The 23,099-nt window shown below is 71.9% G+C and carries 23 protein-coding genes; 10 read left to right on the top strand and 13 right to left on the bottom strand.

All coding sequences use genetic code 11. The features are described from left to right. Window positions 1-141 precede the first annotated feature (141 nt). Together ASF45_RS16575 and ASF45_RS16570 are read left to right on the top strand one after the other, a co-directional pair. Window positions 142-588: a thioesterase family protein gene (locus ASF45_RS16575; RefSeq protein WP_056664747.1), complete on the top strand. Its 447-nt coding sequence runs from the start codon at window positions 142-144 to the stop codon at window positions 586-588. Window positions 589-625: 37 nt separating this feature from the next. Continuing rightward, a complete protein-coding gene (locus ASF45_RS16570) occupies window positions 626-1,390 on the top strand; it encodes an SDR family NAD(P)-dependent oxidoreductase (protein WP_056664727.1) in 765 nt (254 codons plus the stop codon). 171 nt (window positions 1,391-1,561) lie between these two features. Here ASF45_RS16570 and ASF45_RS16565 read toward each other — a convergent pair whose 3' ends face one another. Continuing rightward, a complete protein-coding gene (locus ASF45_RS16565; protein WP_056664725.1) occupies window positions 1,562-2,164 on the bottom strand; it encodes a TetR/AcrR family transcriptional regulator in 603 nt (200 codons plus the stop codon). 79 nt (window positions 2,165-2,243) lie between these two features. Here ASF45_RS16565 and ASF45_RS16560 point away from each other — a divergent pair, with 79 nt between their 5' ends. Genes ASF45_RS16560 through ASF45_RS16550 form a run of 3 tightly spaced genes read left to right on the top strand, consistent with a single transcriptional unit; the run spans window position 2,244 to window position 5,589 of the window. Continuing rightward, the gene (locus ASF45_RS16560) at window positions 2,244-3,536 is read left to right on the top strand and encodes an MFS transporter (RefSeq protein ID WP_056664722.1); all 1,293 of its coding nucleotides are present in this window, start codon (window positions 2,244-2,246) and stop codon (window positions 3,534-3,536) included. A gap of 4 nt (window positions 3,537-3,540) precedes the next feature. Next, a complete protein-coding gene (locus ASF45_RS16555) occupies window positions 3,541-4,620 on the top strand; it encodes a hypothetical protein (RefSeq protein WP_056664720.1) in 1,080 nt (359 codons plus the stop codon). Window positions 4,621-4,665: 45 nt separating this feature from the next. Further along, entirely contained in the window at window positions 4,666-5,589 is a 924-nt protein-coding gene (locus ASF45_RS16550; protein ID WP_056664717.1) for a ketopantoate reductase family protein, read from the top strand. Window positions 5,590-5,619: 30 nt separating this feature from the next. Here the strand turns inward: ASF45_RS16550 and ASF45_RS16545 are convergent, their stop codons facing one another. The 8 genes from ASF45_RS16545 to ASF45_RS16510 form a co-directional block, all read right to left on the bottom strand. Next, window positions 5,620-5,922, bottom strand: a complete 303-nt coding sequence (locus ASF45_RS16545; RefSeq protein ID WP_056664743.1) for a flagellar basal body protein — start codon at window positions 5,920-5,922, stop codon at window positions 5,620-5,622. 64 nt (window positions 5,923-5,986) lie between these two features. Further along, window positions 5,987-7,195, bottom strand: a complete 1,209-nt coding sequence (chrA, locus tag ASF45_RS16540; RefSeq protein WP_056664714.1) for a chromate efflux transporter — start codon at window positions 7,193-7,195, stop codon at window positions 5,987-5,989. A 65-nt stretch (window positions 7,196-7,260) separates the two neighbouring features. Further along, the gene (locus ASF45_RS16535; protein ID WP_056664711.1) at window positions 7,261-7,641 is read right to left on the bottom strand and encodes a hypothetical protein; all 381 of its coding nucleotides are present in this window, start codon (window positions 7,639-7,641) and stop codon (window positions 7,261-7,263) included. A 36-nt stretch (window positions 7,642-7,677) separates the two neighbouring features. Then, window positions 7,678-10,794: an efflux RND transporter permease subunit gene (locus ASF45_RS16530; protein ID WP_056664708.1), complete on the bottom strand. Its 3,117-nt coding sequence runs from the start codon at window positions 10,792-10,794 to the stop codon at window positions 7,678-7,680. Window positions 10,795-10,800: 6 nt separating this feature from the next. After that, on the bottom strand, window positions 10,801-11,898 hold the full coding sequence (locus ASF45_RS16525) for an efflux RND transporter periplasmic adaptor subunit (RefSeq protein WP_056664705.1): 1,098 nt from the start codon (window positions 11,896-11,898) through the stop codon (window positions 10,801-10,803). Continuing rightward, window positions 11,895-12,419, bottom strand: coding sequence for a hypothetical protein (locus tag ASF45_RS16520; protein WP_056664702.1), 525 nt, complete (start codon window positions 12,417-12,419; stop codon window positions 11,895-11,897). Before ASF45_RS16520 ends, ASF45_RS16525 begins: the two co-directional genes overlap by 4 nt. Before the next feature lie 21 nt (window positions 12,420-12,440). Continuing rightward, window positions 12,441-13,691 carry a TolC family protein gene (locus tag ASF45_RS16515; protein WP_056664699.1) on the bottom strand — a complete coding sequence of 417 codons (1,251 nt, stop codon included), beginning with the start codon at window positions 13,689-13,691 and terminating at the stop codon, window positions 12,441-12,443. A gap of 72 nt (window positions 13,692-13,763) precedes the next feature. Next, complete coding sequence (locus tag ASF45_RS16510) at window positions 13,764-14,126, bottom strand: hypothetical protein (protein WP_056664696.1); 363 nt, start codon at window positions 14,124-14,126, stop codon at window positions 13,764-13,766. Between the two features lie 104 nt (window positions 14,127-14,230). On the opposite strand from ASF45_RS16510, the gene ASF45_RS16505 reads away from it, so the two are divergent. The 3 genes from ASF45_RS16505 to ASF45_RS16495 all read left to right on the top strand — a co-directional run bounded on the left by ASF45_RS16505 (window position 14,231) and on the right by ASF45_RS16495 (window position 16,680). Further along, window positions 14,231-14,908: a heavy metal response regulator transcription factor gene (locus ASF45_RS16505; RefSeq protein WP_056664693.1), complete on the top strand. Its 678-nt coding sequence runs from the start codon at window positions 14,231-14,233 to the stop codon at window positions 14,906-14,908. Continuing rightward, window positions 14,905-16,251, top strand: coding sequence for a heavy metal sensor histidine kinase (locus ASF45_RS16500; protein ID WP_056664690.1), 1,347 nt, complete (start codon window positions 14,905-14,907; stop codon window positions 16,249-16,251). The genes ASF45_RS16505 and ASF45_RS16500 overlap by 4 nt, the downstream gene beginning before the upstream one ends. A 66-nt stretch (window positions 16,252-16,317) precedes the next feature. Beyond that, window positions 16,318-16,680, top strand: coding sequence for a DUF4148 domain-containing protein (locus ASF45_RS16495; RefSeq protein ID WP_056664687.1), 363 nt, complete (start codon window positions 16,318-16,320; stop codon window positions 16,678-16,680). A gap of 22 nt (window positions 16,681-16,702) precedes the next feature. Here ASF45_RS16495 and ASF45_RS16490 read toward each other — a convergent pair whose 3' ends face one another. Then, complete coding sequence (locus ASF45_RS16490; protein WP_056664684.1) at window positions 16,703-17,830, bottom strand: NADH:flavin oxidoreductase; 1,128 nt, start codon at window positions 17,828-17,830, stop codon at window positions 16,703-16,705. A gap of 2 nt (window positions 17,831-17,832) precedes the next feature. Beyond that, a complete protein-coding gene (locus tag ASF45_RS16485; protein WP_056664681.1) occupies window positions 17,833-18,228 on the bottom strand; it encodes a RidA family protein in 396 nt (131 codons plus the stop codon). A gap of 154 nt (window positions 18,229-18,382) precedes the next feature. Here ASF45_RS16485 and gcvA point away from each other — a divergent pair, with 154 nt between their 5' ends. Beyond that, on the top strand, window positions 18,383-19,270 hold the full coding sequence (gcvA, locus tag ASF45_RS16480; RefSeq protein ID WP_056664678.1) for a transcriptional regulator GcvA: 888 nt from the start codon (window positions 18,383-18,385) through the stop codon (window positions 19,268-19,270). Here the strand turns inward: gcvA and bluB are convergent. Both bluB and ASF45_RS16470 read right to left on the bottom strand, forming a co-directional pair. Next, window positions 19,267-19,935, bottom strand: coding sequence for a 5,6-dimethylbenzimidazole synthase (bluB, locus tag ASF45_RS16475; RefSeq protein WP_235580939.1), 669 nt, complete (start codon window positions 19,933-19,935; stop codon window positions 19,267-19,269). The two genes, gcvA and bluB, sit on opposite strands and share 4 nt — an antisense overlap. Before the next feature lie 19 nt (window positions 19,936-19,954). After that, on the bottom strand, window positions 19,955-20,653 hold the full coding sequence (locus ASF45_RS16470; RefSeq protein WP_063887702.1) for a pentapeptide repeat-containing protein: 699 nt from the start codon (window positions 20,651-20,653) through the stop codon (window positions 19,955-19,957). Between the two features lie 224 nt (window positions 20,654-20,877). Here ASF45_RS16470 and ASF45_RS16465 point away from each other — a divergent pair, with 224 nt between their 5' ends. Beyond that, window positions 20,878-23,037: an autotransporter-associated beta strand repeat-containing protein gene (locus ASF45_RS16465; protein ID WP_056664675.1), complete on the top strand. Its 2,160-nt coding sequence runs from the start codon at window positions 20,878-20,880 to the stop codon at window positions 23,035-23,037. Window positions 23,038-23,099 lie beyond the last annotated feature (62 nt).

The raw sequence follows: 23,099 nt of genomic DNA, 5'->3' as shown, positions 1-23,099 counted from the left end.
AAGCGCATCGAGCCGGCCGAGCACAAGAAGTTCGTGCAGGCCGAGGTGGCGCGCTTCGGCCCCGTCATCAAGGCGGCTGGCGTCTACGCCGACTGAGCGTCCTGCGGTGGCACGGCGGCGTGGCTGTCTAACATGGCGGCCATGTCTTCCATACCCTCAGCCCACCCAGCGCCACGCAGCGTGGTGCACCGCGTGCGCGTCGAATTCGGCGACTGCGACCCCGCGCGCATCGTCTGGTTTCCCAACTACTTCCGTTGGCTCGATGCGGCTGGCCACCACTTCTTCGTGCAGTGCGGCGTTCCGCCCTGGCACGAATTGGAGAAGGCGCGCGGCATCCTGGGCACGCCCATCGTCGACACGCATGCGCGCTTCATTGCCACGGCCAGCTACGGCGATGTGCTGGACATCGCGGTGACCGTGGCCGAGTGGCGGCGCAGCAGCTTCGTGCTGCGCCACCGCGTCACGCGCGGCGAGACGCCGATCCTGGAATGCGACGAGGTGCGCATCTTCGCAGCGCACCGCGCGGACCATGCGCCCGGCATCCGGGCCGTGCCGATCCCGGACGACATCCGCGCCATGTGCAGTTGAGGCATGCTGTGGCCTCCAACACAAGGAGGCAACACGCATGTCACTGTTCTCACTGGCCGGCCAGGTGGCCATCGTCACGGGTTCCTCGCGCGGCATCGGCCGCGCCATCGCCGAGCGCATGGCCGAGCATGGCGCCAGGGTGGTGATCTCCTCGCGCAAGGCCGAGGCCTGCGAGGAGGTGGCCGCCGGCATCTGCCGCGCGCATGGAGAAGGCGCGGCCATCGCCATCGCGGCCAACATCTCCTCCAAGGACGAACTGCGGCACCTGGTCGAGGAGACCGCGCGCCGGCTCGGCCCGGTCGACGCACTGGTCTGCAACGCCGCCAGCAACCCCTACTACGGGCCCATGGCCGGCATCGAGGACGCGCAGTTCCGCAAGATCCTGGAGAACAACGTCATCGCCAACCACTGGCTGATCGGCTTCGCCGCGCCGGGCATGCTGGAGCGCAGGCGCGGCAGCATCACCATCGTCTCGTCCATCGGCGGGCTGCGCGGCTCGCCCATCATCGGCGCCTATTGCATCTCCAAGGCGGCCGACATGCAGCTGGCGCGCAACCTCGCCGTGGAGTACGGGCCGCACAACGTGCGCGTGAACTGCATCGCGCCGGGGCTCATCAAGACCGACTTCGCGCGGGCGCTGTGGGAGGACGAGGAGCTGCTGACGAAGCGCACGGCCACCACGCCGCTGCGCCGCATCGGCGAGCCCGACGAGATCGCTGGCGCAGCGGTGTTCCTGGCCTCGCAGGCCGGCGCCTTCATGACGGGCCAGAACCTCGTCATCGACGGCGGCGTCACGATTTGAGACCACCCCTCTGGATGTCCCACTTCGTGTAGACATCCGATCCCCCTCCAGGGGCGCCGCCAGCGGCCTGGCAGAGCCAGGGCCAAAGCGTCTGCTGGCATGGCCTGCTCCGCGGCCTTCGGAACAGCGCCGTGCGAGCCGATGTCGTGCCGTTCGAAGGCTCGCAACGGATCAACGCACTGCCAGGCCGCCCAAGCTCTCCAGCACACCGCGCACCTGCGCCAGCACCGCATCGGCCTCCGCCCGGTCGGCCTTGGCCATGCCGCGCGAGATCGCCATCGCACCGACCAGCGCCGCCACCACGGTGCTGGCCAGCGCCGCGCGCTCGGCCGGTGCCGTCTCTTCGGGCAGTGTCGCCATGACCCCAGCGCGCAGCTCGGCGAACGCATCGGCATAGCTGCGGCTGACGGCCTCGCCCTGGCGCGCGGTCTCGCAGGCGGTCGAGACCAGCGGGCAGCCCTTGGCCATGTTGTCGCGCACCGTGCGGCTCAGGTAGCGGTCCAGGTAGCTCGCGAACGTGCGCCGCGGGCCCGCGCCGGCCAGCCCGGGCTGGCTGGCCCGCCCGTGCCCGGCCTGGAAGGCATGGGCGAACGCCTGGGCCGCGAGGTCCTGCTTGTCCGTGAAATGCTTGTACAGCGCACCGTGCGTGAGCCCAGCCTGGCGGCACACATCGGCCACGCCCACGCCGTCGATGCCGTGCTGCTTGAACAGCTGGCCCGCGGCTTCGAGCAAGGCCAGCCTGTTCTGCTGCGCCTGTTCCTTGGTCACTTTCATCGCATGCCCCTGCGTTGACAATTTTTGATTGCGGTCATTATCATTGAAGCCCTCGCCACCTCCAAGATCCCCACGCACCATGCTGGCCCATCGATTCGCCGCGCTGCTGCAGCGCCGTGGCATCCACTACGCCTGGGCCATCGCGGCCATCACCTTCGTGGCCATGCTCACGACCTCGGCCGCGCTCGGCCTGCCCGGCGCGCTGATGCAGCCGCTGGGCAAGGAGTTCGGCTGGAGCACCACCGAGCTCTCGTCCGTGTTCGCCACGCGCTTCGCGCTGTACGGCCTGCTCGGCCCGTTCGCGGCCGTGGTGCTGATGCGCTACGGCGTCTCGCGCGTGGTGGCCTTCGCCGCCGCCGTGATCGCCAGCACACTGGTGCTGGGCCTGTTCATGCACACGCTGGGCGAGGCCTTCGTGCTGTGGGGCGTGGTGCTGGGCGTGGGCACCGGGCTCACCGCCATGGTGCTCGGCGCCATGGTGGCCAACCGCTGGTTCGTGCAGCGCAAGGGCCTGGTCATGGGCCTGCTGGCCGGCAGCAGCGCCACCGGGCAATTGCTGTTCCTGCCGCTGGCGGCCTGGCTGATCGAGCAGCACGGCTGGCGCTGGGCCTTGCTGCCCATCGTGGCGGCCTCGGCGCTGGTGTTCGTGCTGGTGCTGCTGTTCATGCGCGACAGCCCGGCTGCCATGGGGCTGTCCGCCTACGGCGCCGACCCCGCCGCCGCGCCGGCCCAGCCTGCGCCGCGCGCCGACTGGAAGCTGCCCTTCTCGACGCTGGCCAGCGCCTCGCGCGTGCCGGCCTTCTGGGTGCTGGCCGGCACCTTCTTCATCTGCGGGCTCAGCACCAACGGCCTGGTGCAGACGCACTTCATCTCGCTGTGCGGCGACTACGGCATGGGGCCGGTGCCAGCGGCCTCGGTGCTGGCCATGATGGGCATCTTCGACCTGATCGGCACCACGGCGTCGGGCTGGCTGTCGGACCGCTACGACAGCCGCAAGCTGCTGTTCTGGTACTACGGCCTGCGCGGGCTCTCGCTGTTCTGGCTGCCGTATTCGGAGTTCACCATCGCCGGCCTGTCGCTGTTCGCCGTGTTCTACGGGCTGGACTGGATCGCCACCGTGCCGCCCACGGTCAAGCTGGCCGCAGCAGAGTTCGGCCCCGAGCGCGCGGCGCTGGTGTTCGGCTGGGTGTTCGCGGCGCACCAGCTCGGCGCGGCGGTGGCGGCGTATGGCGCGGGCCTGTCGCGCTCGGTGCTGGCCTCGTACACGCCGGCGCTGTTCACGGCCGGCGCGGCCTGCCTGGTGGCGGCGGCGGCCGTGCTGCTGGTCCGCGCCCGCACCGTGGCGCCCGCGCTGGCGCCCACGCGGCCGTGACGCCATGAGGTGGATGGGGCTTTGCCTGGCCGCTCTCGCGCTGGCAGCGCGGGCCGCGCCGCCCGCCATCCCGCGCACGCCAGCGGCCGACCCCGCCGTCGCCTGCGACCGGCAGGCCCAGCCGGCCGGCTGCCTGCTGCGCGTGGCGCTGCCGCAGCGCGCCGGCCAACTGGCCTACTACGTGTCTCAGCCCCCCGGAGGCACTCCGGACACCGCGCTGCTCGTCATGCACGGCTATCCGCGCGATGCGGCGCACAGCTTCAACGCCGGGCTCGCGGCGGTGCGAGGCGCCGGCCTGCAGGGGCGGGTGCTGGTGGTCGCACCGCTGTTCCAGGTCGGGGCCGCGCAGGCGCAGCGCTGCCACACGCCGGGCGAGGTGGCGGCACAGCCCGGCGACGCGCTGTGGCGCTGCGGCGCCTGGTTGGCCGGCGAGGACTCCGACGGGCCGCACCCCATCACGTCCTTCGCCGCGCTCGACGCGCTGGTGGCCGAGTTGGTGCGCCAGTGGCCGGGCCTGCGCCAGGTGACGCTCGCGGGCTTCTCGGCCGGCGCCCAGCTGCTGCAGCACCATGCAGCCTTCGCGGCTGACGCGCCGGCCGGCGTGCGGCTGCGCCACGTGGTCGCCGACCCGGGCACCTGGCTGTACTTCGACCCGGTGCGGCCGCAGCCGCCACAGGATGGGCAGCCCACCGGCGCTCCGATGGCCCTGCACACGCCCGATGCCGCGGCCTGCCCGCGCTACGACCAGTGGAAGTACGGCGTGGCCGACCTGCCCGCCCATCTGGGCGACGCGGCGGCTGCACGCGCCCGCTACCGCGCGGCAGACCTGGCCTACCTGGCCGGCGCGCTCGACAACGGACCCGGCCCCGGCAACGCCGACAAGCTGCTGGACCACGGCTGCGCCGCCCAGCTGCAGGGCCCCTACCGCCTGCAGCGCGCCCAGGGCTACGCGGCCTACGATGCGCAGGTGCTGCAGCCCGCACAGCCCAGGCCGCTGCAGGTGGTGCCAGGGTGCAGGCACGACGTGGCCTGCGTGCTGCCCTCCGCAGCGGCGCGGCCGCTTCTTTTTCCTGGCGCGCGCTGACCGCCGGCAAGCGCCAGCCCTCCTCTCCCCACCACAGGTGACCCCATGAAGGTTCTCGTTCTCGGCGCTGGCGCCATCGGTGCGTACTACGGCGCCCGGCTGCTGCAGGCCGGCGCCTCCGTCTCCTTCCTCGTGCGCAGCGCGCGCGCCCGCCAGCTGCGCGCACACGGCCTGCACGTGCACAGCGAACTGGGCGACTTCCACGGCGCCGTCGATGTCGTGGAGGCCGGCAGCGCCCTGCCCGCAGCCGATGTGGTGCTGCTGGCCTGCAAGACCTACGACCTGCCCGAGGCCATGCGCAGCATCGCGCCCGCCATCGGCCCCCGCACGGCCATCCTGCCCTTCCTGAACGGCATGCAGACCTACGACCTGCTCGACGCCGCGTTCGGCAAGGCGCAGGTGCTGGGCGGCGTGGCCTACATCGCCGTGGCGCTGCAGCCCGATGGGTCCACGCGCCATCTCGGCGCGGCCGACCGCGTGGTCCTGGGCGCGCGCACACCGCAGCTGCAGTTGCTGGCCGACGACCTGTACCGCCTGCTGGCGCGCAGCCCGGGCCTGCGCGCGATCGATCCGCACATCGCGCAACAGCTCTGGAACAAGTGGGTCATGCTGTGCAGCGGCGCGGCCATGACCTGCCTGCTGCGCGGCAGCATCGCCCAGATCCTGGCCACGGCGCATGGCCGCGGCTGCGTCGAAGCCGCCCTGGCCGAGTGCCTGCAGGTCAGCCGGGCCGAAGGCCATCCGCTCACGCCGGAGGCGGTCGCGCAGATCCAGGGCCTGCTGCTCAACCCCGCCTCTGCCTGGAAGGCGTCGATGGCGCGCGACATCGATGCCGGCATGGCGAAGCTGGAGGCCGACGGCATCGTCGGCGACATGCTGGTGCGCGCTGCGCGCCATGGCGTGCCCGCGCCGACATTGCAAGCCGCCTATGCGCATCTGCAGGTGTACCTGCAGCAGACGACGGCGTAGTCCGAAGGTGCGCGGGCCTGGGCTGCCGACTCAGGCGTAGACGTTCAGCAGCGCGCCGGCCATGCGGTCGGCGGTACGGAACACGGTGGCATTGGCCACGAAGGCGTTGCGGGCCGACAGCTGGTCGACCACCTCGGATTCCAGCGACACGCCGCCCGACGCGGCCCGCCGCGTCGCCGCGTCCACGCCACCGGTCTCGCTGCGCGACTGCTGCACCACCTCCAGCCGCGTGAACCCCTCGGTCTGCACGTTGGCGACGTTGTGCGCAGAGGCCTGCAGCCGCTGCTGGGCGGCCTGCATGCCGCTGGAGGCGATGGAAGAGATCGGTGCCATGGCCGCCATTGGGCCACGCGTTTGCACACCGATCAAGCGAATAATCGACGCGATTCGCGAGTTTTCATGACATCCAACCCAGCGCCTGGCCTGCCGCCGCGGCCAGCGCAACGACGAGCACAGGCGAGCAGCGGCCGACCACGAGCAGGCCGAAGGCCGCCAGCGCGAGCGCGAAATCGCCGCGCCCCTGGATGCCGCTGGTCCACACCGGGTCGTACAAAGCCGCCAGCAGCACGCCGACCACGGCCGCGTTGACACCGGCCAGCGCGGCCTGCACGCCAGGCCGCACGCGCAGCAGTTGCCAGAACGGCAGCGCGGCCAGCAACACGAGCGCGGCCGGCGCGAAGATCACCAGCAGCAGCAGCACGCCGCCCACCCAACCCTGCCACGGCCACTGGGCCGCTGCACCCAGGTAGGCCGCGAACGTGAACAGCGGGCCCGGCACGGCCTGCGCTGCGCCGTAGCCGGCCAGGAATTCGGCATTGCCGAGCGCGCCGACCGGCACCACGCTGGCCTGCAACAGCGGCAGCACCACATGGCCGCCGCCGAACACCAGCGCGCCGGCGCGGTAGAAGCCGTCGACCAGCGCGGCCGTCGGCGAGCCGCTGGCCACCGCCCACAGCGGCAGCAAGGCCAGCGGCAGCAGGAACAGCGCCAGCGCGAGCGCACCGCCGCGGCGCGACAGCGGCCAATGCTGCGGTGCGGGTGCGGCCGTGGCGGCCGGCAGCCGCAGCAGCCAACGCCCCACGATGGCCGCGCCTGCGATCACGAGCACCTGGGCCAGCGCCGCCGGCCACGCCAGCAGCACCAGCGCCGCCGCGATGGCCAGCGCGGCGCGCTGGCGGTCCGGGCACAGCGTGCGCGCCATGCCCCAGACAGCCTGCGCCACGATGGCCACGGCCGCCACCTTGAGGCCGTGCACCCAGCCCGCGTCAGCCAGTGCGGGCCAGTGCACGATGGCGCCGGCCAGCGCGATCAAGGCGAGCGCCGACGGCAGCGTGAACCCGGCCCAGGCGGCCAGCATGCCCCAGCCACCGGCCCGGCCCAGGCCCAGTGCCATGCCCACCTGGCTGCTGGCCGGCCCGGGCAGGAACTGGCACAGCGCCACCAGATCGGCATAGGCGGCATCGTCGAGCCAGCGCCGCCGCTCGACGAACTCGGTGCGGAAGTAGCCCAGGTGGGCGACCGGGCCGCCGAAGGATGTCAGGCCGAGCTGGAGGAACACCAGCAGCACGCGCCAGGGGCTGTCGGGTCGGGCGGTGGGGTCTGGCATCGGCGGGTTCGCGGCGGGCAAAAGGAACGCATGCTAAGCGCCTGGTACGACACCCCCGTGTCGCCCTACTTCAACGCGAAGCGCACGTTCGCCGGCTTCTTGCCCGCCAGCTGCACGGTCGCCACCACCTTGGTGCCGGCCGCCGTCGGAAAGCTGCCCCTGGCCTCCAGCCGGTCGCCGGCCGGCGCGAGAACGGCCTCGGTCCTGGCGCTGCCGGCCAGCAGCGTGAGCTTGCCGGTGGCGCCCTCCAGCCTGGCGGCCTTGCCGTGGTCGCGCACGTACAGCGCGATGCTGTCGGCCTTGGCGACGAGTTCGAAGTCCATGTCGCTGGCCTCCACCACCACGCCGCCGTGCAGTGGCTGGTGGTCGTGGCTGTCCTTGTGGGCCTGGGCCGTGGCAACGGAGCTGGCCAGGGCCAGTGCGGCGAACAGGGGAAGGGATTTCATGTCGGTTCCTTTGTCAAGCAATGGTGGGAGAAACGGTCACAGCGCCTCGGTCGCGCCCTCGGCCGCGAGCCGCTCGGCGTCCTTGCGGCCGAACAGCCAGAACATGGCCGGTGTGAGGAAGGTGTCCAGCAGCGTGGAGCTGACCAGGCCCGAGAAGATCACCACGGCCACCGGATGCAGGATCTCGGTGCCGGGCCGCTCGGCCTCGAACAGCAGCGGCGCCAGCGCGAAGGCCGTGACCAGCGCCGTCATCAGCACCGGGCTCAGCCGCTCGATGGAGCCGCGCAGGATCATCTTGTGGTCGAAGCCCTCGCCCTCGAAGCGCATCAGGTTGATGTAGTGGCTGACCTTCAGGATGCCGTTGCGCACCGAGATGCCGGCCAGCGTGATGAAGCCCACCAGCGCCGCCACCGACAGCGGCTGGCCCGAGATCCACAGCCCCAGCACCGCGCCGACCAGCGCCAGCGGGATGTTGGCCATGATCAGGAGCGCCAGCCGCGTGCTCTGGTAGCGGCTGAACAGCACCACGAACATCAGGATCAGCGAGACGATGGACAAGAGGCCCACCAGCTTTGATGCCTCCTCCTGCGCCTGGAACTGCCCGCCCAGCGTGACGAAGCTGCCTTCGGGCAAGGGGTGCGCGGCCACCGCGGCGCGGATGTCGGCCACCACGTCGGACAGCGCCCTGCCCTGCGCGTTGGCCGAGAGCACGATGCGGCGCTTGCCGTCGTCGCGGCTGATCTGGTTGGGGCCGTCGCCGTCCTCGATGCGCGCGAGGCGTGACAGCGGCACGCGGCCGGTGGGCGTCTCCACGAGGATCTGCGCCAGCCCTAGGGCCGAGCGCGCCTCCTCCGGCAGCCGCACCACCAGCGCGAAACGCCGGTTGCCCTCGACGATCTGCGTCACGCGCTCACCCTCGACCAGGCTCTGCAGCACGGCCAGCACCTGCGGCGCGGGCACGCCGTAGCGCGCCGCGGCGGCGTAGTCGATGGCCACCTTGATCTGCGGTGCCAGCACCTGCTTCTCGACCTCCAGGTCCGCCAGGCCCGGCACCGTGGCCAGCTTTGCGCGCAGCGCCTCGGCCTGGCCGCGCAGCTGGTCCAGGTCCTCGCCGAAGATCTTGATGGCGATCTGCGAACGCACGCCCGACAGCATGTGGTCGATGCGGTGCGAGATCGGCTGGCCGATGGCAATCGCCGCCGGCAGGTTCTGCAGCCGCGCGCGGATGTCGGCCTGCACTGCGTCCATGGGGCGCGTGATCTCGCCGGGCGGCTTCAGGCCCACGTCGAGCTCGCTCACGTGCACGCCCTCGGCGTGTTCGTCGAGTTCGGCGCGGCCGCTGCGCCGGCCCACGTGCGTGACCTCGGGCACCTGGGCCACCAGGCGCTCGGCCTGGGCCGCCAGCGCCGAGCTTTCGGCCAGCGTCACGCCGGGGTTCAGGCGCAGGCCGATCAACAGCGTGCCCTCGTTGAACGGCGGCAGGAAGGTGGTGGCGAAGAAGGGCACGGCCGCGGCCGCGGCCAGCACCGCCAGCGCACCGGCCGCAATCGCCTGGCGCGGATGGTCCAGCACCGGTTGCAGGCCGTTGCGGTAGCGCGCCTTGAGCCAGGCCAGAAGCCGGGTGTCGCCATGGCCCAGCGACTTCATGCGCGGCAGCAGGTACAGGCTCAGCACTGGCGTGACGGTCACCGACACCACCAGGCTGGCCAGCGTGGAGACGATGAAGGCGATGCCCAGCGGCACGAACAGCTTGCCCTCCATGCCCGGCAGCGCGAACAGCGGCACGAACACCAGCACGATGATGACGGTGGCGTACAGGATGGCCGAGCGCACCTCCATCGTGGCCGCGCCCACCACCTGCAGCGGGTTCCAGGTGTCCGGGTGCGCCGCACGCTGCGCCTTCAAACGCCGCATCACGTTCTCGATGCCGACCACCGCGTCGTCCACCAGGCCGCCGATGGCGATCGCCAGGCCACCCAGCGTCATGGTGTTGATCGACAGCCCGAAGCCGCGGAACACCAGCGCCGTGGCGAAGATCGACACGGGAATCGCCACCAGCGCAATGACGGTGGTGCGCAGGTTGCCCAGGAACAGCAGCAGGACCACCGCCACGAACACCGAGGCGCCGATCAGCTTGCCCTGCAGCGTGGTGATGGACGCCTCGATGAAGCTGGCCTGGCGGAAGCTGACCTGCGGCGCCTGCATGCCGGCCGGCAGCGCGGTCTTCATCTCGGCCAGCGCCGTTTCGATGGCTTGGGTCAGTGCGATGGTGTCGGCCGTGGGCTGCTTCTGCACGCCCAGGATCACGGCGGGCTGGCCGGCGAAGCCCGCGTCGCCGCGCTTGATGGCGGGCGCGAAGTCGACCTGCGCCAACTGCCGCAGCAAGATGGGCTGGCCGTTGCGCGCTGTCAGCGCCAGTTGCCGCAGATCCTCCAGCCGCGAGGTGCGACCCAGGTGGCGGATCAGGTACTCACGGCCGTTGAGTTCGAGGAAGCCGCCCGAGGTGTTGGCCGAGAAGCCCTTGAGCGCGGCCTCCAGCTCTTCGTGCGTGATGCCCAGCTCGGACATGCGCGCCGTGTCGGGCTGCACCTGGAACTGCCGCACCTCGCCGCCGATGGGAATCACCTGGGCCACGCCCGGGATCGCCAGCAGGCGTGGCCGCAGCACCCAGTCGGCATATTCGCGCACCGCCATCGCACCCAATTTCTCGGTCTCGATGGGAATCGCGATCTGCATGATCTCGCCCATGATGGAACTGATCGGCCCCATGCGCGGGACGGCGCCGGTTGGCAGCCCCTCCTCCATCGCCGACAGCCGCTCCGACACCATCTGCCGCGCGCGGAAGATCTCGGTCGACCAGTCGAAGGTCACGTAGAGGAAGGACAGTCCCGCGCTCGACGTGGAGCGCACCGACTCCACGCCCGGCAGGCCGTTCATGGTGGTTTCCAGCGGGAAGGTGATGAGCTGCTCCACCTCCTCGGCCGCCATGCCGCCGGCCTCCGTCATGATGGTGACCGTGGGCTTGTTGAGGTCCGGGAACACGTCCACCGGCATGGTGGACAGTGTGAACGCTCCGTAGCCGACCAGCACCACGCCCGCGATGATCACCAGCAGCCGGTTGGCCAGGCTGCTGTCGAGTAGCCACTTGAACATGCTGGCCTACCGGATCTGGTTCACGAGGCTGGCACCTTGGTGCACCAGACGGTCGCCGGGTTTCAGGCCCGAGGTCGCGACCACGTTCGCGCCGTCCAGCGGCTCGGTCGTCAGCACGCGCGGCTCGAAGCGCTCGGGCGCGACCTTGACCCACACGATGCTCTGGTTCGACGGGTTGCGCGCGATGGCCGCGGCGGGCACGGGCACGCCAGCCAGCTGGCTCCTGGTCTGCACCACCACCTGCACGGGCTGGCCCACGGCCAACGCCTGCAGGGCCGGGCCTTCGGCCGTGAACTGCAGCGGCAGCGCCTGCTCGCGCAATGCACGCGCCGCGCCGACGAAGCGCAGCGGCACGCGCGCCGATCCGACCGCCAGCGCACCGCCGGCGATGTCGGCCGCCAAGGCCGGGTCGTAGGCCAGGGCCTCGATGCGCAGGCGCGTCGGGTCGACGATCTCGAACACCAATTCGCGGGCATCGACCACGCTGCCTGCCACGGCCTGGGCCGAGGCGATCACGCCGGCCACGGGCGCCACCAGCGCCTCGCGCAGCGACAGGCCGGTCGACATCAGCCCGGCGCGCTCACCCAGGCTGGCCAGTTCGCTCTCGGCTGTCTCGATCTCCTTGCGCGGCACGGTGTCGGCCAGCTCGCGCAGGCGTGCCAGGCGCTTCTCCGCCAGCGCACGCGCTGCACGCAGCTCGGCCACCTGCGCTGCCTGGCCGGCGCGCTCCAGCGGCGCGGCGGCCGGCACCACATAGGCCAGCACCTCGCCCTTGCGCACGGCCTGGCCGGGCGTGGGGAAGCCGCGCGGGCCGGGCTCCAGCCGCCCGGGTTGCGTGGGCTGTACGCGACCACCCGCGTTCGGGTCCATCACCACCTTGCCGGCCAGCGTGAAGGCGCGGGGAAGCTGCTTCTCTTCGGCCACCAGCGTGCGCACGCCGATCTGGCGCTGCGCGGGCTTGGGCAGGAACACGCTGCCGTCGGGCAGGCGCTGCGGGCCGTTGGCGTTGGCGACTGCCGGGGCGCCGCCATGGTCATGACCTTCACCTGCCAGTGCGGGAGCGGCCAGCAGCGCGCTCAGCAACATGCTTGCGAGGGTCTTCATGCGACGGCTCCCAGCCTGGTGCTGCGGCGTTGGAACAGGGCCGCCAGCGCGAGGACGACCACCAGGCCGCCACCGGCCCACGGCGCCCAGACGCGCCAACCGTCCGCGTGCGGCGCTTGGGCAACCGCCTCGGCATGGATGTCCAGCTCGCCGGCCAGCAGGTCGGCATCGGCGCCTGCCGTGACGGTGGCCGTCACCGGGTGCGTGCCAGGGCCCGGCTCGGCGGCCAGCTCGGCCTCGAATTCGCCGGCGCCCACGGGCTTCAGCGTGAGGGCCTGGCCGTTCAGTTCCAGCGCCAGCTGGGCGTTCTCCACGGGGGCATTGCTGGGCGCGTGGTCCAGCCAGACGCGCAGATGGTGGCCGTCGAGCACGCCGACCAGTTCGAACAGGTCCGAGGTGGCGGCGAAGCGTGGCAGGGCCGGGCCGGCGGTTGCCGGCTCGGCGCCACCATGGTCGTGGCCATCGCCAGCGTGCGCAGGGCTGCCCAACAGCAGCGCCAGGGTCAACAGAAGGAATCGCATGAAGGTGCTTTCGCGAAGGTGTTATTGCGGCAGCAGGCCCAAGGCCTGGCGCAGTGTGGAGACAGCCTGGTCTACGGCCACGCGGGCGCGCGCACTCTGGCGCTCGGCCTCGTGGGCTTCCTGCTCCACACGCAGGCGTGTCGGCAGATCGCTCTCGCCGAGCCGGAACGACTTGTCGTAGAAGCCGCGCGTCTGCTGCGCCAGCGCCACGCGCCGCGCACTGGCCTCGGCCACGGCACTGGCGGCGGCCAGGCGTGCCTGCGCGGCCGCGCTGTCGGCGGCCAGGCGCTGCACTTCGAGCAGATGCGCCTGCTCGGCCTCGATGCGCTCGGCGCTGGCCATGGCCACCTTGACCCGGTGGCCAGAGGACGAGCCCAGCGGCACGCGCACACCGAAGCTCAGGCTGCGCGCGTAGGGCTCGCCGCGCGCACCGCGCTCGCGGCCGGCCAGCAGCGTCAGCTCGGGGTTGGCGCGCTTTTGCACGGCGGCCAGCTCCTGCGCATGGCGCGCCAGCCGGGCGCGGTCGTCGAGTTCGGCCAGCGCCGGGTGGTCGGCGGCGGGCGTGGGGTCGACCAGGGTGGCCGGCCGTGGCTCGGCACCGCCGGCGCCGGGCGCCGCCACGCCCAGCGCGGCCAGGGCCTGGCGCGCCTGAACCAGTGCGGCTTCTGCCTCGGCCTGCTCGGCCTGGGCGGTGGCCACGGCGCCGTCGGCCTGGTTCTGGTCGGCCCGCGACAGATCGCCGGCCGCCACGCGGCGTGCCACGTCGCGGGCCAGCTGCGCCGCGTTGTCGTGCCGCGCCAGCGCGGCCTGCTGCTCCAGCAACGCCAGCTGCCAGCCCCACCAGGCCTCGCGCAGCTGGCCGGCCAGGCGCCACTGCATGGCGCGCAGCCGGCTCTCCAGCGCCAAGCCTTCGGCGTCGGCCTGGGCCTGCGTCAAAGCGCGTTCGCGCGGCAGCCACAGGGGCACCGACACGCCGGCCTCGATCTCGTAGGCGCCGTCGTTGCCGGTCAGCCTGTCGGACTTCAGAGAAGCCTGCAGGGCCGGCGGCTCGGGCGTCCAGCGCTCGGCCGCGGCACGCTGGGCCCCGCTGGCGTCACGGCGCGCCTGCGCGGCCGCCTGTTCGGGCTGGCGTGCCCAGGCCTGGGCGAAGGCCTCGGCCAGGTTGGCGGGCGGCGCGGCCGGAGATTGGGCCAGGACGGGCAAAGCCGCCAGCACCAGCACGGCAGCACCCAGCCGGCGCGGTGCCCACCGGGGCGAAAACTTCCAAAGCATGCGAATCCTCGTGGGAGCGGACGGCGTGTCCGCGAACCGGCCCGCAGCGGGGCCGACCGAAGCCGAAAGGGCTCAGGCGAGGAGGCGGTGTGGCGGACGGATCAGCGGCTCGGGCTGTCCATCGGTGATGCTGCGGCGGTACGGTGTGGCATGGCTGGCATCGGGCACGGCGGCCGGCACCGCAGCCGGCCAGCCGAGCAGCACGGCGCACATGCCACCGTGGCAGCCCACGCAGTCGAGGTGCGGCACCTGCGGCCCACTGCCGCCGTGCGCCGGCTCGTCCGCATCCAGGTGCACGTGGTGGCCGAAGTGCGCCTCGGCCTTCACCGGCTCGTGCTGGCACACCTCGGCCGCCGCGGACCAGGTGGCCTGCAGCATCAGCACGAGCATCAGCACGACGGAGAGGAAACGGCGCATGGCATAGGGTTGCTGCATTGCAGCAGCGGCGCGAGTGTAGCGGCCCCACGTGCCACCTTGGCGGCAACGCGGATGACAAATTTGTCATCGGAATCGCGTCTCCACGCGGCCCACAATGCCGCATGCAACTGCTTGTGATCGAAGACGAAACCAAGCTCGCGCAGTACCTGCACAAGGGCCTGCGCGAGGAAGGCTTCGCAGTGGATGTGGCGCACGACGGCGTGACCGGCCTGGAGGCTGCGCTGCAGCACGCCTACGACCTCGTCGTGCTCGACGGCATGCTGCCCGGCCTGGACGGCTTCGCCGTGCTGGCCGCGCTGCGCCAGAGCCGCCAGACCCCCGTGCTCATGCTGACCGCGCGCGGCGAGGTCGAGGACCGCGTGCGCGGCCTGCGCAGCGGCGCCGACGACTACCTGGTCAAGCCCTTCGCGTTCTCCGAACTCGTGGCGCGCATCCAGGTGCTGCTGCGCCGCGCCAGCAGCACGCCGGCCGAGGCCACGGTGCTGCGCCTGGCCGACCTCGAGGTCGACCTGATCCGCCGCCGCGTCACGCGCGCCGGCCAGCGCGTGGACCTGACCAACAAGGAGTTCAACCTGCTCACGCTGCTGCTGCGCCGCCAGGGCGCGGTGCTCTCGCGCACCGAACTGGCGGCCCAGGTCTGGGGCATGAACTTCGACAGCGAGACCAACATCGTCGAGGTCGCCGTGCGCCGGCTGCGCGACAAGCTGGACCGGCCGTTCGAACGGCCGCTGCTGCACACGGTGCGCGGCATGGGCTACGTGCTCGAAGTGCGCGCATGAGCGCAAAGAGCCTGCGCGCGCGGCTGTCGCTGTGGCTCGCGCTGCAGTCGCTGGCGGGGCTCGGCCTGGTCTGTGGCGCGCTGTACCTCGCATTGGACTGGACGCTGGCGCAGCGCCGCCACGAAACGCTGGCGCAGAAGGAAACTGCCGTACGCGAACTGCTGGCCGAGGGCCGCGCCGACCACCGCCCCGAGGAGCTGCCGCACCTGCTGGACGACATGCTTGCCGGCCATGGCGACCTGGCGCTGACGCTCACCGACGGCGCCGGCCGCACCGTGTTCGCGCGGCCCCTGCCTGCGGACGTGCCGGCCCCCGCGCACCGTTTCGCCGTGACCGTCGATGGCTGGCCCGCGCCCGTGCAGGCCACGCTGCAACTGGACCCGCGCGCCGACGCGGCCCTGCTGCAGCGCATGGCCTGGCTGTTGCTGCTGGCGGCGCTGGGCGGCACGGCGGTGATTTCGCTGGGCGGCTGGCTGCTCGTGCGCCTGGGCCTGGGGCCGCTGCGCCAACTCGCAGCGCAGACCGGCCGACTCGACGCCGACACCTTGGCCCAGCGACTGGACGGCCGCGCCCAGCCGGCCGAACTGCAACCCCTGATCGCGCAGTTCAACGCGCTGCTGGACCGCCTGGCCACCGCCTACGCGCAAATGGAGGCCTTCAACGCCGACGTCGCGCACGAGCTCAACACCCCGCTGGCCACGCTGATCAGCGGCAGCGAACTGGCGCTGCGCCGCGCGCACAGCGCGGCCGAACTGCAGGAGGTGCTGGGCTCCAACCTCGAGGAACTCGACCGGCTCGCCCACATCGTGGCCGACATGCTGTTCCTCTCGCGCGCGCAGCGCGGCAGCAGCGCGCGGCGCACGCAGGTGGCCAGCCTCGCCACGCTGGCAGCCGAGGTGGCCGAATTCCACGAGGCCGCGCTGCAGCAGGCCGCGCTCTCGGTGCGCATCGCCGGCGACGCGGCCGCCGCGGTCGATGCCGGCCTGCTGCAACGCGCACTGTCCAACCTGCTCGGCAATGCCACGCGGCACGCCACGCCGGGCAGCACGGTGCTGCTGGCCATCGCCCGCCAGGACGGCCGCACTGCGATCACGGTGGAGAACCAGGGCGCCACCACCGCGCCCGAGCACCTGCCGCGCCTGTTCGACCGCTTCTTCCGCGCCGACCCCGCGCGCAGCCAGGCCGACCAGCACCATGGCCTGGGCCTGGCCATCGTGGCCGCGATCGCGCGCATGCACGGCGGCGGCACGCTGGCCGAGTCGGCCGGGGGGCGCACCTGCATCGGCCTGTGGCTTGGCGATGCGCAGATGACGCAAACGTCATCGGACGGTGCGGCTTCCTGAGGTTTGGATTTCCAGAATGCAAGGCACCGCGCAACACCGCGCGGACCATTCGACAAAGGAAACACCATGCCTCGCACCTCCGCCCTGCTGCTCTCCCTGACCGCCGTGTTCGGCCTGTCCCAGCCCGCCTTCGCATCCGACGCGCCGCGCACGCGCGAACAGGTGCGCGCCGAGGTGTTGCAGGCGCAGGCCCGTGGCCAGCTGCCGGCCGGCGGCGAAGCCGGCGTCTGGACGGCGCCCGCCAGCGGCCAGCCGCTGAGCCGCGCGCAGGTGCTGCGCGAACTGGCTGCGTCCGGCCCCGTGCCCACGGGCGAAGTCGGCGACATCGGCCAGCTGGCAGCCGACCACCGCGACACGACGCGCGCCGAGGTGCGCGCGCAGGCCGTGCAGGCGCAGCGCGCGGGTGCGCTGCCGGGCGGCGAACTCTGAGCCCGGTCCGCGCCCGCACGGCTCAGGAATCCGCAGCCGCCCCCTGCTGCGCCCGGTACAGGTCGGCATGCGCCAGATCGGCAATCGGTGCCAGCAGGCCGGCGTCGAAGTCCTGCAGCGGCAAGCCCTGCGCGACACGCCGGGGCCAGTCCGGATGCGCCAGCGCACCGCGGCCCAGCGCGACGACATCGGCCTCGCCGCGCGCCAGCATGCCGGCCGCCCGCACGGGGTCGTGCAGGCCACCGTTGGCCAGCACCGGCAGGCCGGCATGGCGCTTGGCCAGGGCGGCGAGGCTGGGGCCGGCGGCGAAGGCCGGCTGCCAGGCCATGTGCTCGGTGGTGTGCAGGTAGTCGAGCGGCAGCCGGCCCAGCGTCTCGAACAGCGCGCGCGCCTCGGGCTCGCCGCCCCGCCACTTGTGGGTGAAGTCGTTGACCTTGGCCTGGGAGATGCGCAGGCCGACCACGCAGTCCGGGCCGACGGCCGCGCGGACCGCGCGCACGACTTCGCCGATCAGGCGCAAGCGGCCTGCCAGGGGGCCGCCGTAGCCGTCCTCGCGCAGGTTGCTGCCCTCCGAGAGGAACTGGTCGAGCAGGTAGCCGTTGGCGCCATGGATCTCCACGCCGTCGAAGCCCGCCTGCTGCGCGCGCCGGGCCGCCAGCGCGAAGCCCTGCACGGCCTGCGCGATCTCCTGCTGCGCCATGGCCCTGGGCACTGGGTAGGCGCCGCTGCCCCGGTAGAACGGCATCTGCCGGCCCACGGGTTGCACGGCCGACGGCCCCACCGTGCCCGCGCGGTGCGGGTTGCCCTGCGACAGCGCCCCGGCGTGCATGAGCTGGGCCACCATGCGCGCGCCCTGCGCCCGCACGCCGGCCACGATGCCGCGCCAGGCCTGCTGCTGCGCCGCATCGGCCAGGCCCGGCTGGAACAGGTAGCCCTGCGCGTGGTCCGTGTCGGTGTACAGGCCTTCGGTGATGACGAGGCCGAAGCCGCCTGCGGCGAAGCTGCGGTAGTAGTCCGCCATGCGCGGCGTGGGAAGGCCCTGGGCCGATGCGCTCACACGCGTCATGGGCGCCACCGCCAGGCGGTTGGCCAGCGCCAGCCGCCCCAGTGCGAGCGGCTGCGACAGCCGCTGGCGATCTTGGTGTTCCATGCTCACCGCCCCGCGGCCGCACCGACGGCTGCGATCGCTTCGATCTCGATGCAGGCCTGGGGGTCGTACAGCGCGCGCACCTCGGCGATGGTGTCGGCCGGATAGGGCGCGCTGAAGAACTCGCGGCGCAGCGCCACCACGTCCTGGAAATGCGCCATGTCGGTCACGAAGATCGTGACCTTGATGACGCGGTCCAGCCGCGAGCCACCGGCTTCCAGCGCCCGGCCCAGGTTGGCGAAGGCCTGCCGGCCCTGGGCCAGGAAGCCGCCTTCGACGATGCGGCCGTCCGCGCCGGCACCGGCCTGGCCGGAAATGAAGACGAGATCGCCGAAGCGGATGCCCTGGGACAACAGGTAGGGCGCGTAGTGGTCGGGCTCGGTGGTGATGCGTTCCAGCATGGAGGTGTTCCTCGGTTGCGGTGAAGGGCGCAGAACAGGTGATCTCTTTTCACCCTTCTGCGGGAAGGAACGCATCTTCTCGCCACTCAATCTCTTGGACAAACGATGAATAATCAGGCAACAGATGAATCCATCTCACCAATACCACTGACCCGTGCGCCGCCTGCCCCCGCTCTCTGCGCTGCGTGCCTTCGAGGCCGCGGCACGCCACGCCAGCTTCAAGCGCGCCGCCGAAGAACTGGCCGTGACCCCCACGGCCATCAGCCACCAGATCCGCGCGCTGGAGGAGTCGCTGGGGCTGGCGCTGTTCGCGCGCGCGGTGCGGCAGGTGCGCCTGACCGAGGCCGGTGCGCAGCTGTACCCCGTGCTGCAGCAGGGCTTCGACGCCTTCGAGGCCGTGCTGCAGCGCCTGCGCCAGCCGGACCAGCGGGCCCGGGTGACGATCTCGGCCACCAATGCCTTCACGGCCAAGTGGCTGATCCCGCGGCTGGCGCACTTCCACGCGCGGCATCCGCAGATCGACCTGCAGCTGCATGCCTCCGACGAACCCGTGGACATGCGCAGGCGCGAGGTGGCCATCGCGGTCCGCTACGGGCGCGGCCCCTACCCTGGCCTCGTGGCCGAGGTTCTGTTCGAAGACAGCTACGCGCCGGTGGCCAATCCGCTGCTGCGCGTGGCCGGCACCGCCGACCTGGCCACGGCGCGGCTGATCCACTTCGACTGGAAGAACGCGTCGCCGGCCAACCCGACCTGGGAGGGCTGGTTCGCCCGCGCGGGCCTGCAGCGCAACGCCACGCAGGCCCAGCTGCGCTACTCCGACGAGGGGCATGCCATCCAGGCGGCCGTGGCCGGCCAGGGCGTCGCGCTGCTGAGCCTGGCGATGGTGGCGCAGGAGCTCGCCTCGGGCCAGCTCGTCCAGCCCTTCGGCCCGGCCATCGCCGGCCACGCCTACCACCTGGTCACACGGGTGGAGCCCAGCCCGGATGCCGCGACCGGCGCGGTGCTGGCCTGGCTGCGCGCGCAGGCGGGGCCAGGCGCTTAGCCTGGCCAGCGGTCGGTGGCGACCATCTCCTCGAGCGGCCGGCCGTGGCGCCAGTCCTGCAGCTCAAGCATGGGCTTCGGATAGAAGGCCGGCACCGGCCCCAGGCACAGCACGGCGATGGCCTGCGCGCCCTCGGGCAGCTGCAGCAGCTGGCCCAGCGCCGCGGGTTCGAACAGCGAGACCCAGCCCAGCCCCAGGTTCTCGGCCCGCGCCGCGAGCCACAGGTTCTGGACCGCACAGGCGGCCGAGCACAGCGCCATGTCGCGCGGCATGGTGCGCCGGCCGAACAGCGTGCCGTCGTCCGGCGCCAGCACCGCCACCAGCAGTTCGGCGCAGTCGCGCACGCCCTCGACCTTGAGCGCGAGGAACTCGGCACTGCGCTCCTGCATGGCCGCGGCCGTGGCCAGCCGCTCCTGTTCCACCAGCTGCGCGATGCCTTCGCGCAGCGCAGCGTCGCGCACGCGGATCAGCCGCCAGGGCTGCATGAGGCCGACCGAGGGTGCGCAGTGCGCGGCATGCAGCACGCGCGCAAGCACCGCGTCCGGCACCGTCTGCCCGGGCACGAAATGCCGCATGTCGCGGCGCTCCTGCAGCACGCCGTACAGGCTGGCGCGGTCCTGCGCGCCGAAGCGGGTGCCGGACACGCCGTCCGGCGCGGTGGGCAAGGGAGGATGCGGCACCGCGCTACAGCACCGTGATGCCGAGCGCGGCGACGATGCCTGCCGCCTGCTCGGTGGACAGCATGCACCCCTTGAAGTGCTGGCCGAGGTCGCCGACCTGCACCGCGCCCAGCTCGGTGGCGCTCAGGTCGGCATCGCGGAAGCTGCAGCCCTTGAGGTTGGCGTCCCGCAGGCTGCAGCCCACGAGGACCGCCTGGCTGAAGTCGCAACCGGCGAGGTCGGCTTCGGCAAAGTTCAGCCCTTCCAGCCGCGCCTTGCGGAAGGAGATGCCGCGCAGGTCCGCACTCACCAGGATGGCATGGCGCAGGCTCAAGCCCAGCGTCTGCGCCTGGTGGAAGCTGGCCCCTGTCAGCTTGGCTTCGGAGAACGCCGCCGCCGACAGCCGCGCGCGCGACCAGGACGCGTTGTTGTAGTCGCCGCCCTCGAACCTCGCCTCGGTGAGGTCGGCCATGTCGAACCTGGCGAACGGCGCGCGGCAGTGGGACCAAAGGGTGCGCGCCAGCACGGCCTTCTCGAAGCCGGTGCCCTCGAAGCTGCATGCGACGAAGCTGGCACCCGACAGGTCCAGTCCGCCGAGGTCCTGCTGGTCGAAGACGCAGCGCTCGAAACGCATCCGGCGACCGGGCTCGTTCAACAGCGCGGCAAGGGCCGACCGGTCCAGCGCCACGCCGATGGCGGCTGCTTCTTCAGTGTCTGTGTTCATGTCTGTTGGCTTGTCTGCGACCGATGGCGTGGACGTCGGCGCAGCGCGCGGTCCGCATCGGCGATGCCTGCCCTGAACGGTCGACGCCCAGGTCCAGCCACCTCGTCGGCGGCCTCGGCATGAAGCCGGAATTCTAGGAGGCGCGCCGGCCCCGGCTGTCATCACCGTTTCATGGTGTGCTGCGAATACTCCGCGGTTGTTCATTTGTTGCCACCAGCTCCCGCATGCCGACTTCCGCCTGTCTCCCCGCCCAACGCAATGCCTTCGCTCTGCACGCCGTCGCCCTGGCCGCGTTGCTGGCCTTGTCTGCCTGCGGCGGCGGTGACGATGCACCCTACGCCATTCCCGCAGCCCCTGCCGGCCTGGGCACCGAGACCATCGACGTCACCGCGCGCGCGGCGACCAGCATGCCCGCCTCGCGCACCGACGTGCCCAAGTACCGCGAAGACGCCACCGCCTACAACTCCGGCCGGCACGATGCGACGGCCAATGGCAACAACGCCTGCTACGCCGACCACACGACCAACAGCACGCTGCGCATCCTGTCCGGCTTCCTGGACATCTGGGAACCGTCCGAACGCAAGATGAACAGCTTCAAGGCCTCGGACTACGCAGGCACCTTCGCCAGCGGCGCGACCACGCCGGACACGAACGTCGCCGGAAGGGAAGCCTGCGATGCCTTCGCGCTGACCAGCTGGAACGGCGTGTGGCACGTGCTCACCTCGGACAACACCAACGGCACACCCGGCCAGGCGCCCACGTCCGGCACCACGGGAACGGTCAAGAACAGCGCGCTGTTCCTGCAGAACATGGCGTACTCGTCCAAGCTGACCACGCAGACCACCTACACCGACGCGCAGAAGGAAGAGATCCGGCTGGACGACACCGGCAACAAGGTCACGCGCACCGTCAAGGGCGGCGCGCTGGGCCCGCTGGGCCAGGCCTGGGACGACCTGGCCGGGAACCCCAGCTCCGGCTGGGGCAACACGAACGCCACGACCAACCCCGCGTTCGGCGCGGTGCTGCAGTTCGTCGACAACGCCACGGTGGGCAACATCGCGTCCGACAACGGCCCCAAGGGCTTCTACAAGTTCGCGCGGCCCTACCGCTGGTCCGCCGCCGACAGCAGCCTGCCCGAGGTCCGCGTGCTGCCCGAACTGCTGGTGCGCCGGGCTGCCGGTGCCACCGCCGCAGCCGCACAGACCAGCGCCCAGCAGGACTCCGACTTCCCCAGCGGCCATACGGCCGAGTTCGTGCGCTACTCGATGGCCATCGCCTACGTGGCACCGCAGCGCTTCCACGAAGCCGTGGCGCGTGGCCTGGAGGCCGGCGAGAACCGCATCCGCGCGGGCATGCACTCGGCCCTGGGCGTGATGGGCGGACGCATGCTGGGCTCGTCGGTCTGGATGCCGTTCCTGAAAGGTGCAGGCGACCGTGGCCTGGCCTACACCGAAGCGCAGCGGCTGGCCGTGTTCGAGCAGGCGCAACAGGGACTGCGCGGCAAGCTGGGCGTGGCCAACGGCGTCGAACTCTGGAATGCCGCGCACGCGGCCAGCGTCGGCGACGACCGCTTCTCCGACTTCGCAGCCGCGAAGGCGGACTACCTGCGCCGCCTGACCTTCGGCTTCGCCAAGGACAGCAGCAAGGCCGGCCAGCCCGCCGTCGTGCCCAAGGGCATGGAGACGCTGCTGGAAACCCGCTTCCCCTACCTCAGCGCCGACCAGCGGCGTGCCGTGCTGAAGACCACGGCCATCGATTCGGGCTACCCCGTGCTGGACGACGAGGAAGGTTTCGGCCGCCTGAACCTGTTCGACGCGGCCAGCGGCTACGGCCGGCTGGAAGCCGACGTGACCGTCACCATGAACGACAGCACCGCCGGCTTCTGCGTCTCGGGCTTCTGCTCCTTCGACCGCTGGCGCAACGACATCGGCGGGGCCGGCAAGCTGACCAAGCAGGGAACCGGCACGCTGGCCCTGACGGGCGCGAACACCTACAGCGGCGGCACCATCGTGGCGGCCGGCACCCTGCGGGCGGACTCCGCAACGGCGCTGGGCACGGGCGCGGTCTACGTCGATGGCGGCACCCTGGCCACCAACGGCACCCAGGTCAATGTGGCGGGCACCTACACGCAGAAGTCCGGCACCTTGAGCCTGGCACTGTCCAGCAGCACGGCGGGCACGCTGGTGGTGGGCGACCACGCCGCACTGGCGGGCGCGCTCCAGGTCACGTTCGCCAACGGCTATGCGCCCAAGGCCGGCGACACCATCGTGGTGCTCAGCGCCAAGGGCGTGCACAACAGCTTCGCCAGCGTGGCGGTGGACGGCTTTGCCAAGTCCACGGTGCGCTATGGCGCGACCAGCGTGACGATCCAGCTCGCCAGCTGACCACGCCGCGAAGTCAAAGAGCCCGCGCAGCCTGGCTGCGCGGGCTCTTTTGCATGGCGGGC

The sequence above is a fragment of the Pseudorhodoferax sp. Leaf265 genome (assembly GCF_001422365.1).
Taxonomy (GTDB): domain Bacteria; phylum Pseudomonadota; class Gammaproteobacteria; order Burkholderiales; family Burkholderiaceae_C; genus Pseudorhodoferax.
The sequence above is the reverse complement of the archived record's forward strand: the minus strand, read 5'-3'. Positions and strand labels throughout refer to the sequence as shown.

Excerpts from the sequence above, each read along its gene's own strand:
- ASF45_RS16575 (WP_056664747.1), top strand. The coding sequence starts at position 142 with ATGTCTTCCATACCCTCAGCCCACCCAGCGCCACGCAGCGTGGTGCAC.
- ASF45_RS16570 (WP_056664727.1), top strand. The coding sequence starts at position 626 with ATGTCACTGTTCTCACTGGCCGGCCAGGTGGCCATCGTCACGGGTTCC.
- ASF45_RS16565 (WP_056664725.1), bottom strand. The coding sequence starts at position 2,164 with ATGAAAGTGACCAAGGAACAGGCGCAGCAGAACAGGCTGGCCTTGCTC.
- ASF45_RS16560 (WP_056664722.1), top strand. The coding sequence starts at position 2,244 with ATGCTGGCCCATCGATTCGCCGCGCTGCTGCAGCGCCGTGGCATCCAC.
- ASF45_RS16555 (WP_056664720.1), top strand. The coding sequence starts at position 3,541 with ATGAGGTGGATGGGGCTTTGCCTGGCCGCTCTCGCGCTGGCAGCGCGG.
- ASF45_RS16550 (WP_056664717.1), top strand. The coding sequence starts at position 4,666 with ATGAAGGTTCTCGTTCTCGGCGCTGGCGCCATCGGTGCGTACTACGGC.
- ASF45_RS16545 (WP_056664743.1), bottom strand. The coding sequence starts at position 5,922 with ATGGCACCGATCTCTTCCATCGCCTCCAGCGGCATGCAGGCCGCCCAG.
- chrA (WP_056664714.1), bottom strand. The coding sequence starts at position 7,195 with ATGCCAGACCCCACCGCCCGACCCGACAGCCCCTGGCGCGTGCTGCTG.
- ASF45_RS16535 (WP_056664711.1), bottom strand. The coding sequence starts at position 7,641 with ATGAAATCCCTTCCCCTGTTCGCCGCACTGGCCCTGGCCAGCTCCGTT.
- ASF45_RS16530 (WP_056664708.1), bottom strand. The coding sequence starts at position 10,794 with ATGTTCAAGTGGCTACTCGACAGCAGCCTGGCCAACCGGCTGCTGGTG.
- ASF45_RS16525 (WP_056664705.1), bottom strand. The coding sequence starts at position 11,898 with ATGAAGACCCTCGCAAGCATGTTGCTGAGCGCGCTGCTGGCCGCTCCC.
- ASF45_RS16520 (WP_056664702.1), bottom strand. The coding sequence starts at position 12,419 with ATGCGATTCCTTCTGTTGACCCTGGCGCTGCTGTTGGGCAGCCCTGCG.
- ASF45_RS16515 (WP_056664699.1), bottom strand. The coding sequence starts at position 13,691 with ATGCTTTGGAAGTTTTCGCCCCGGTGGGCACCGCGCCGGCTGGGTGCT.
- ASF45_RS16510 (WP_056664696.1), bottom strand. The coding sequence starts at position 14,126 with ATGCAGCAACCCTATGCCATGCGCCGTTTCCTCTCCGTCGTGCTGATG.
- ASF45_RS16505 (WP_056664693.1), top strand. The coding sequence starts at position 14,231 with ATGCAACTGCTTGTGATCGAAGACGAAACCAAGCTCGCGCAGTACCTG.
- ASF45_RS16500 (WP_056664690.1), top strand. The coding sequence starts at position 14,905 with ATGAGCGCAAAGAGCCTGCGCGCGCGGCTGTCGCTGTGGCTCGCGCTG.
- ASF45_RS16495 (WP_056664687.1), top strand. The coding sequence starts at position 16,318 with ATGCCTCGCACCTCCGCCCTGCTGCTCTCCCTGACCGCCGTGTTCGGC.
- ASF45_RS16490 (WP_056664684.1), bottom strand. The coding sequence starts at position 17,830 with ATGGAACACCAAGATCGCCAGCGGCTGTCGCAGCCGCTCGCACTGGGG.
- ASF45_RS16485 (WP_056664681.1), bottom strand. The coding sequence starts at position 18,228 with ATGCTGGAACGCATCACCACCGAGCCCGACCACTACGCGCCCTACCTG.
- ASF45_RS16470 (WP_063887702.1), bottom strand. The coding sequence starts at position 20,653 with ATGAACACAGACACTGAAGAAGCAGCCGCCATCGGCGTGGCGCTGGAC.
- ASF45_RS16465 (WP_056664675.1), top strand. The coding sequence starts at position 20,878 with ATGCCGACTTCCGCCTGTCTCCCCGCCCAACGCAATGCCTTCGCTCTG.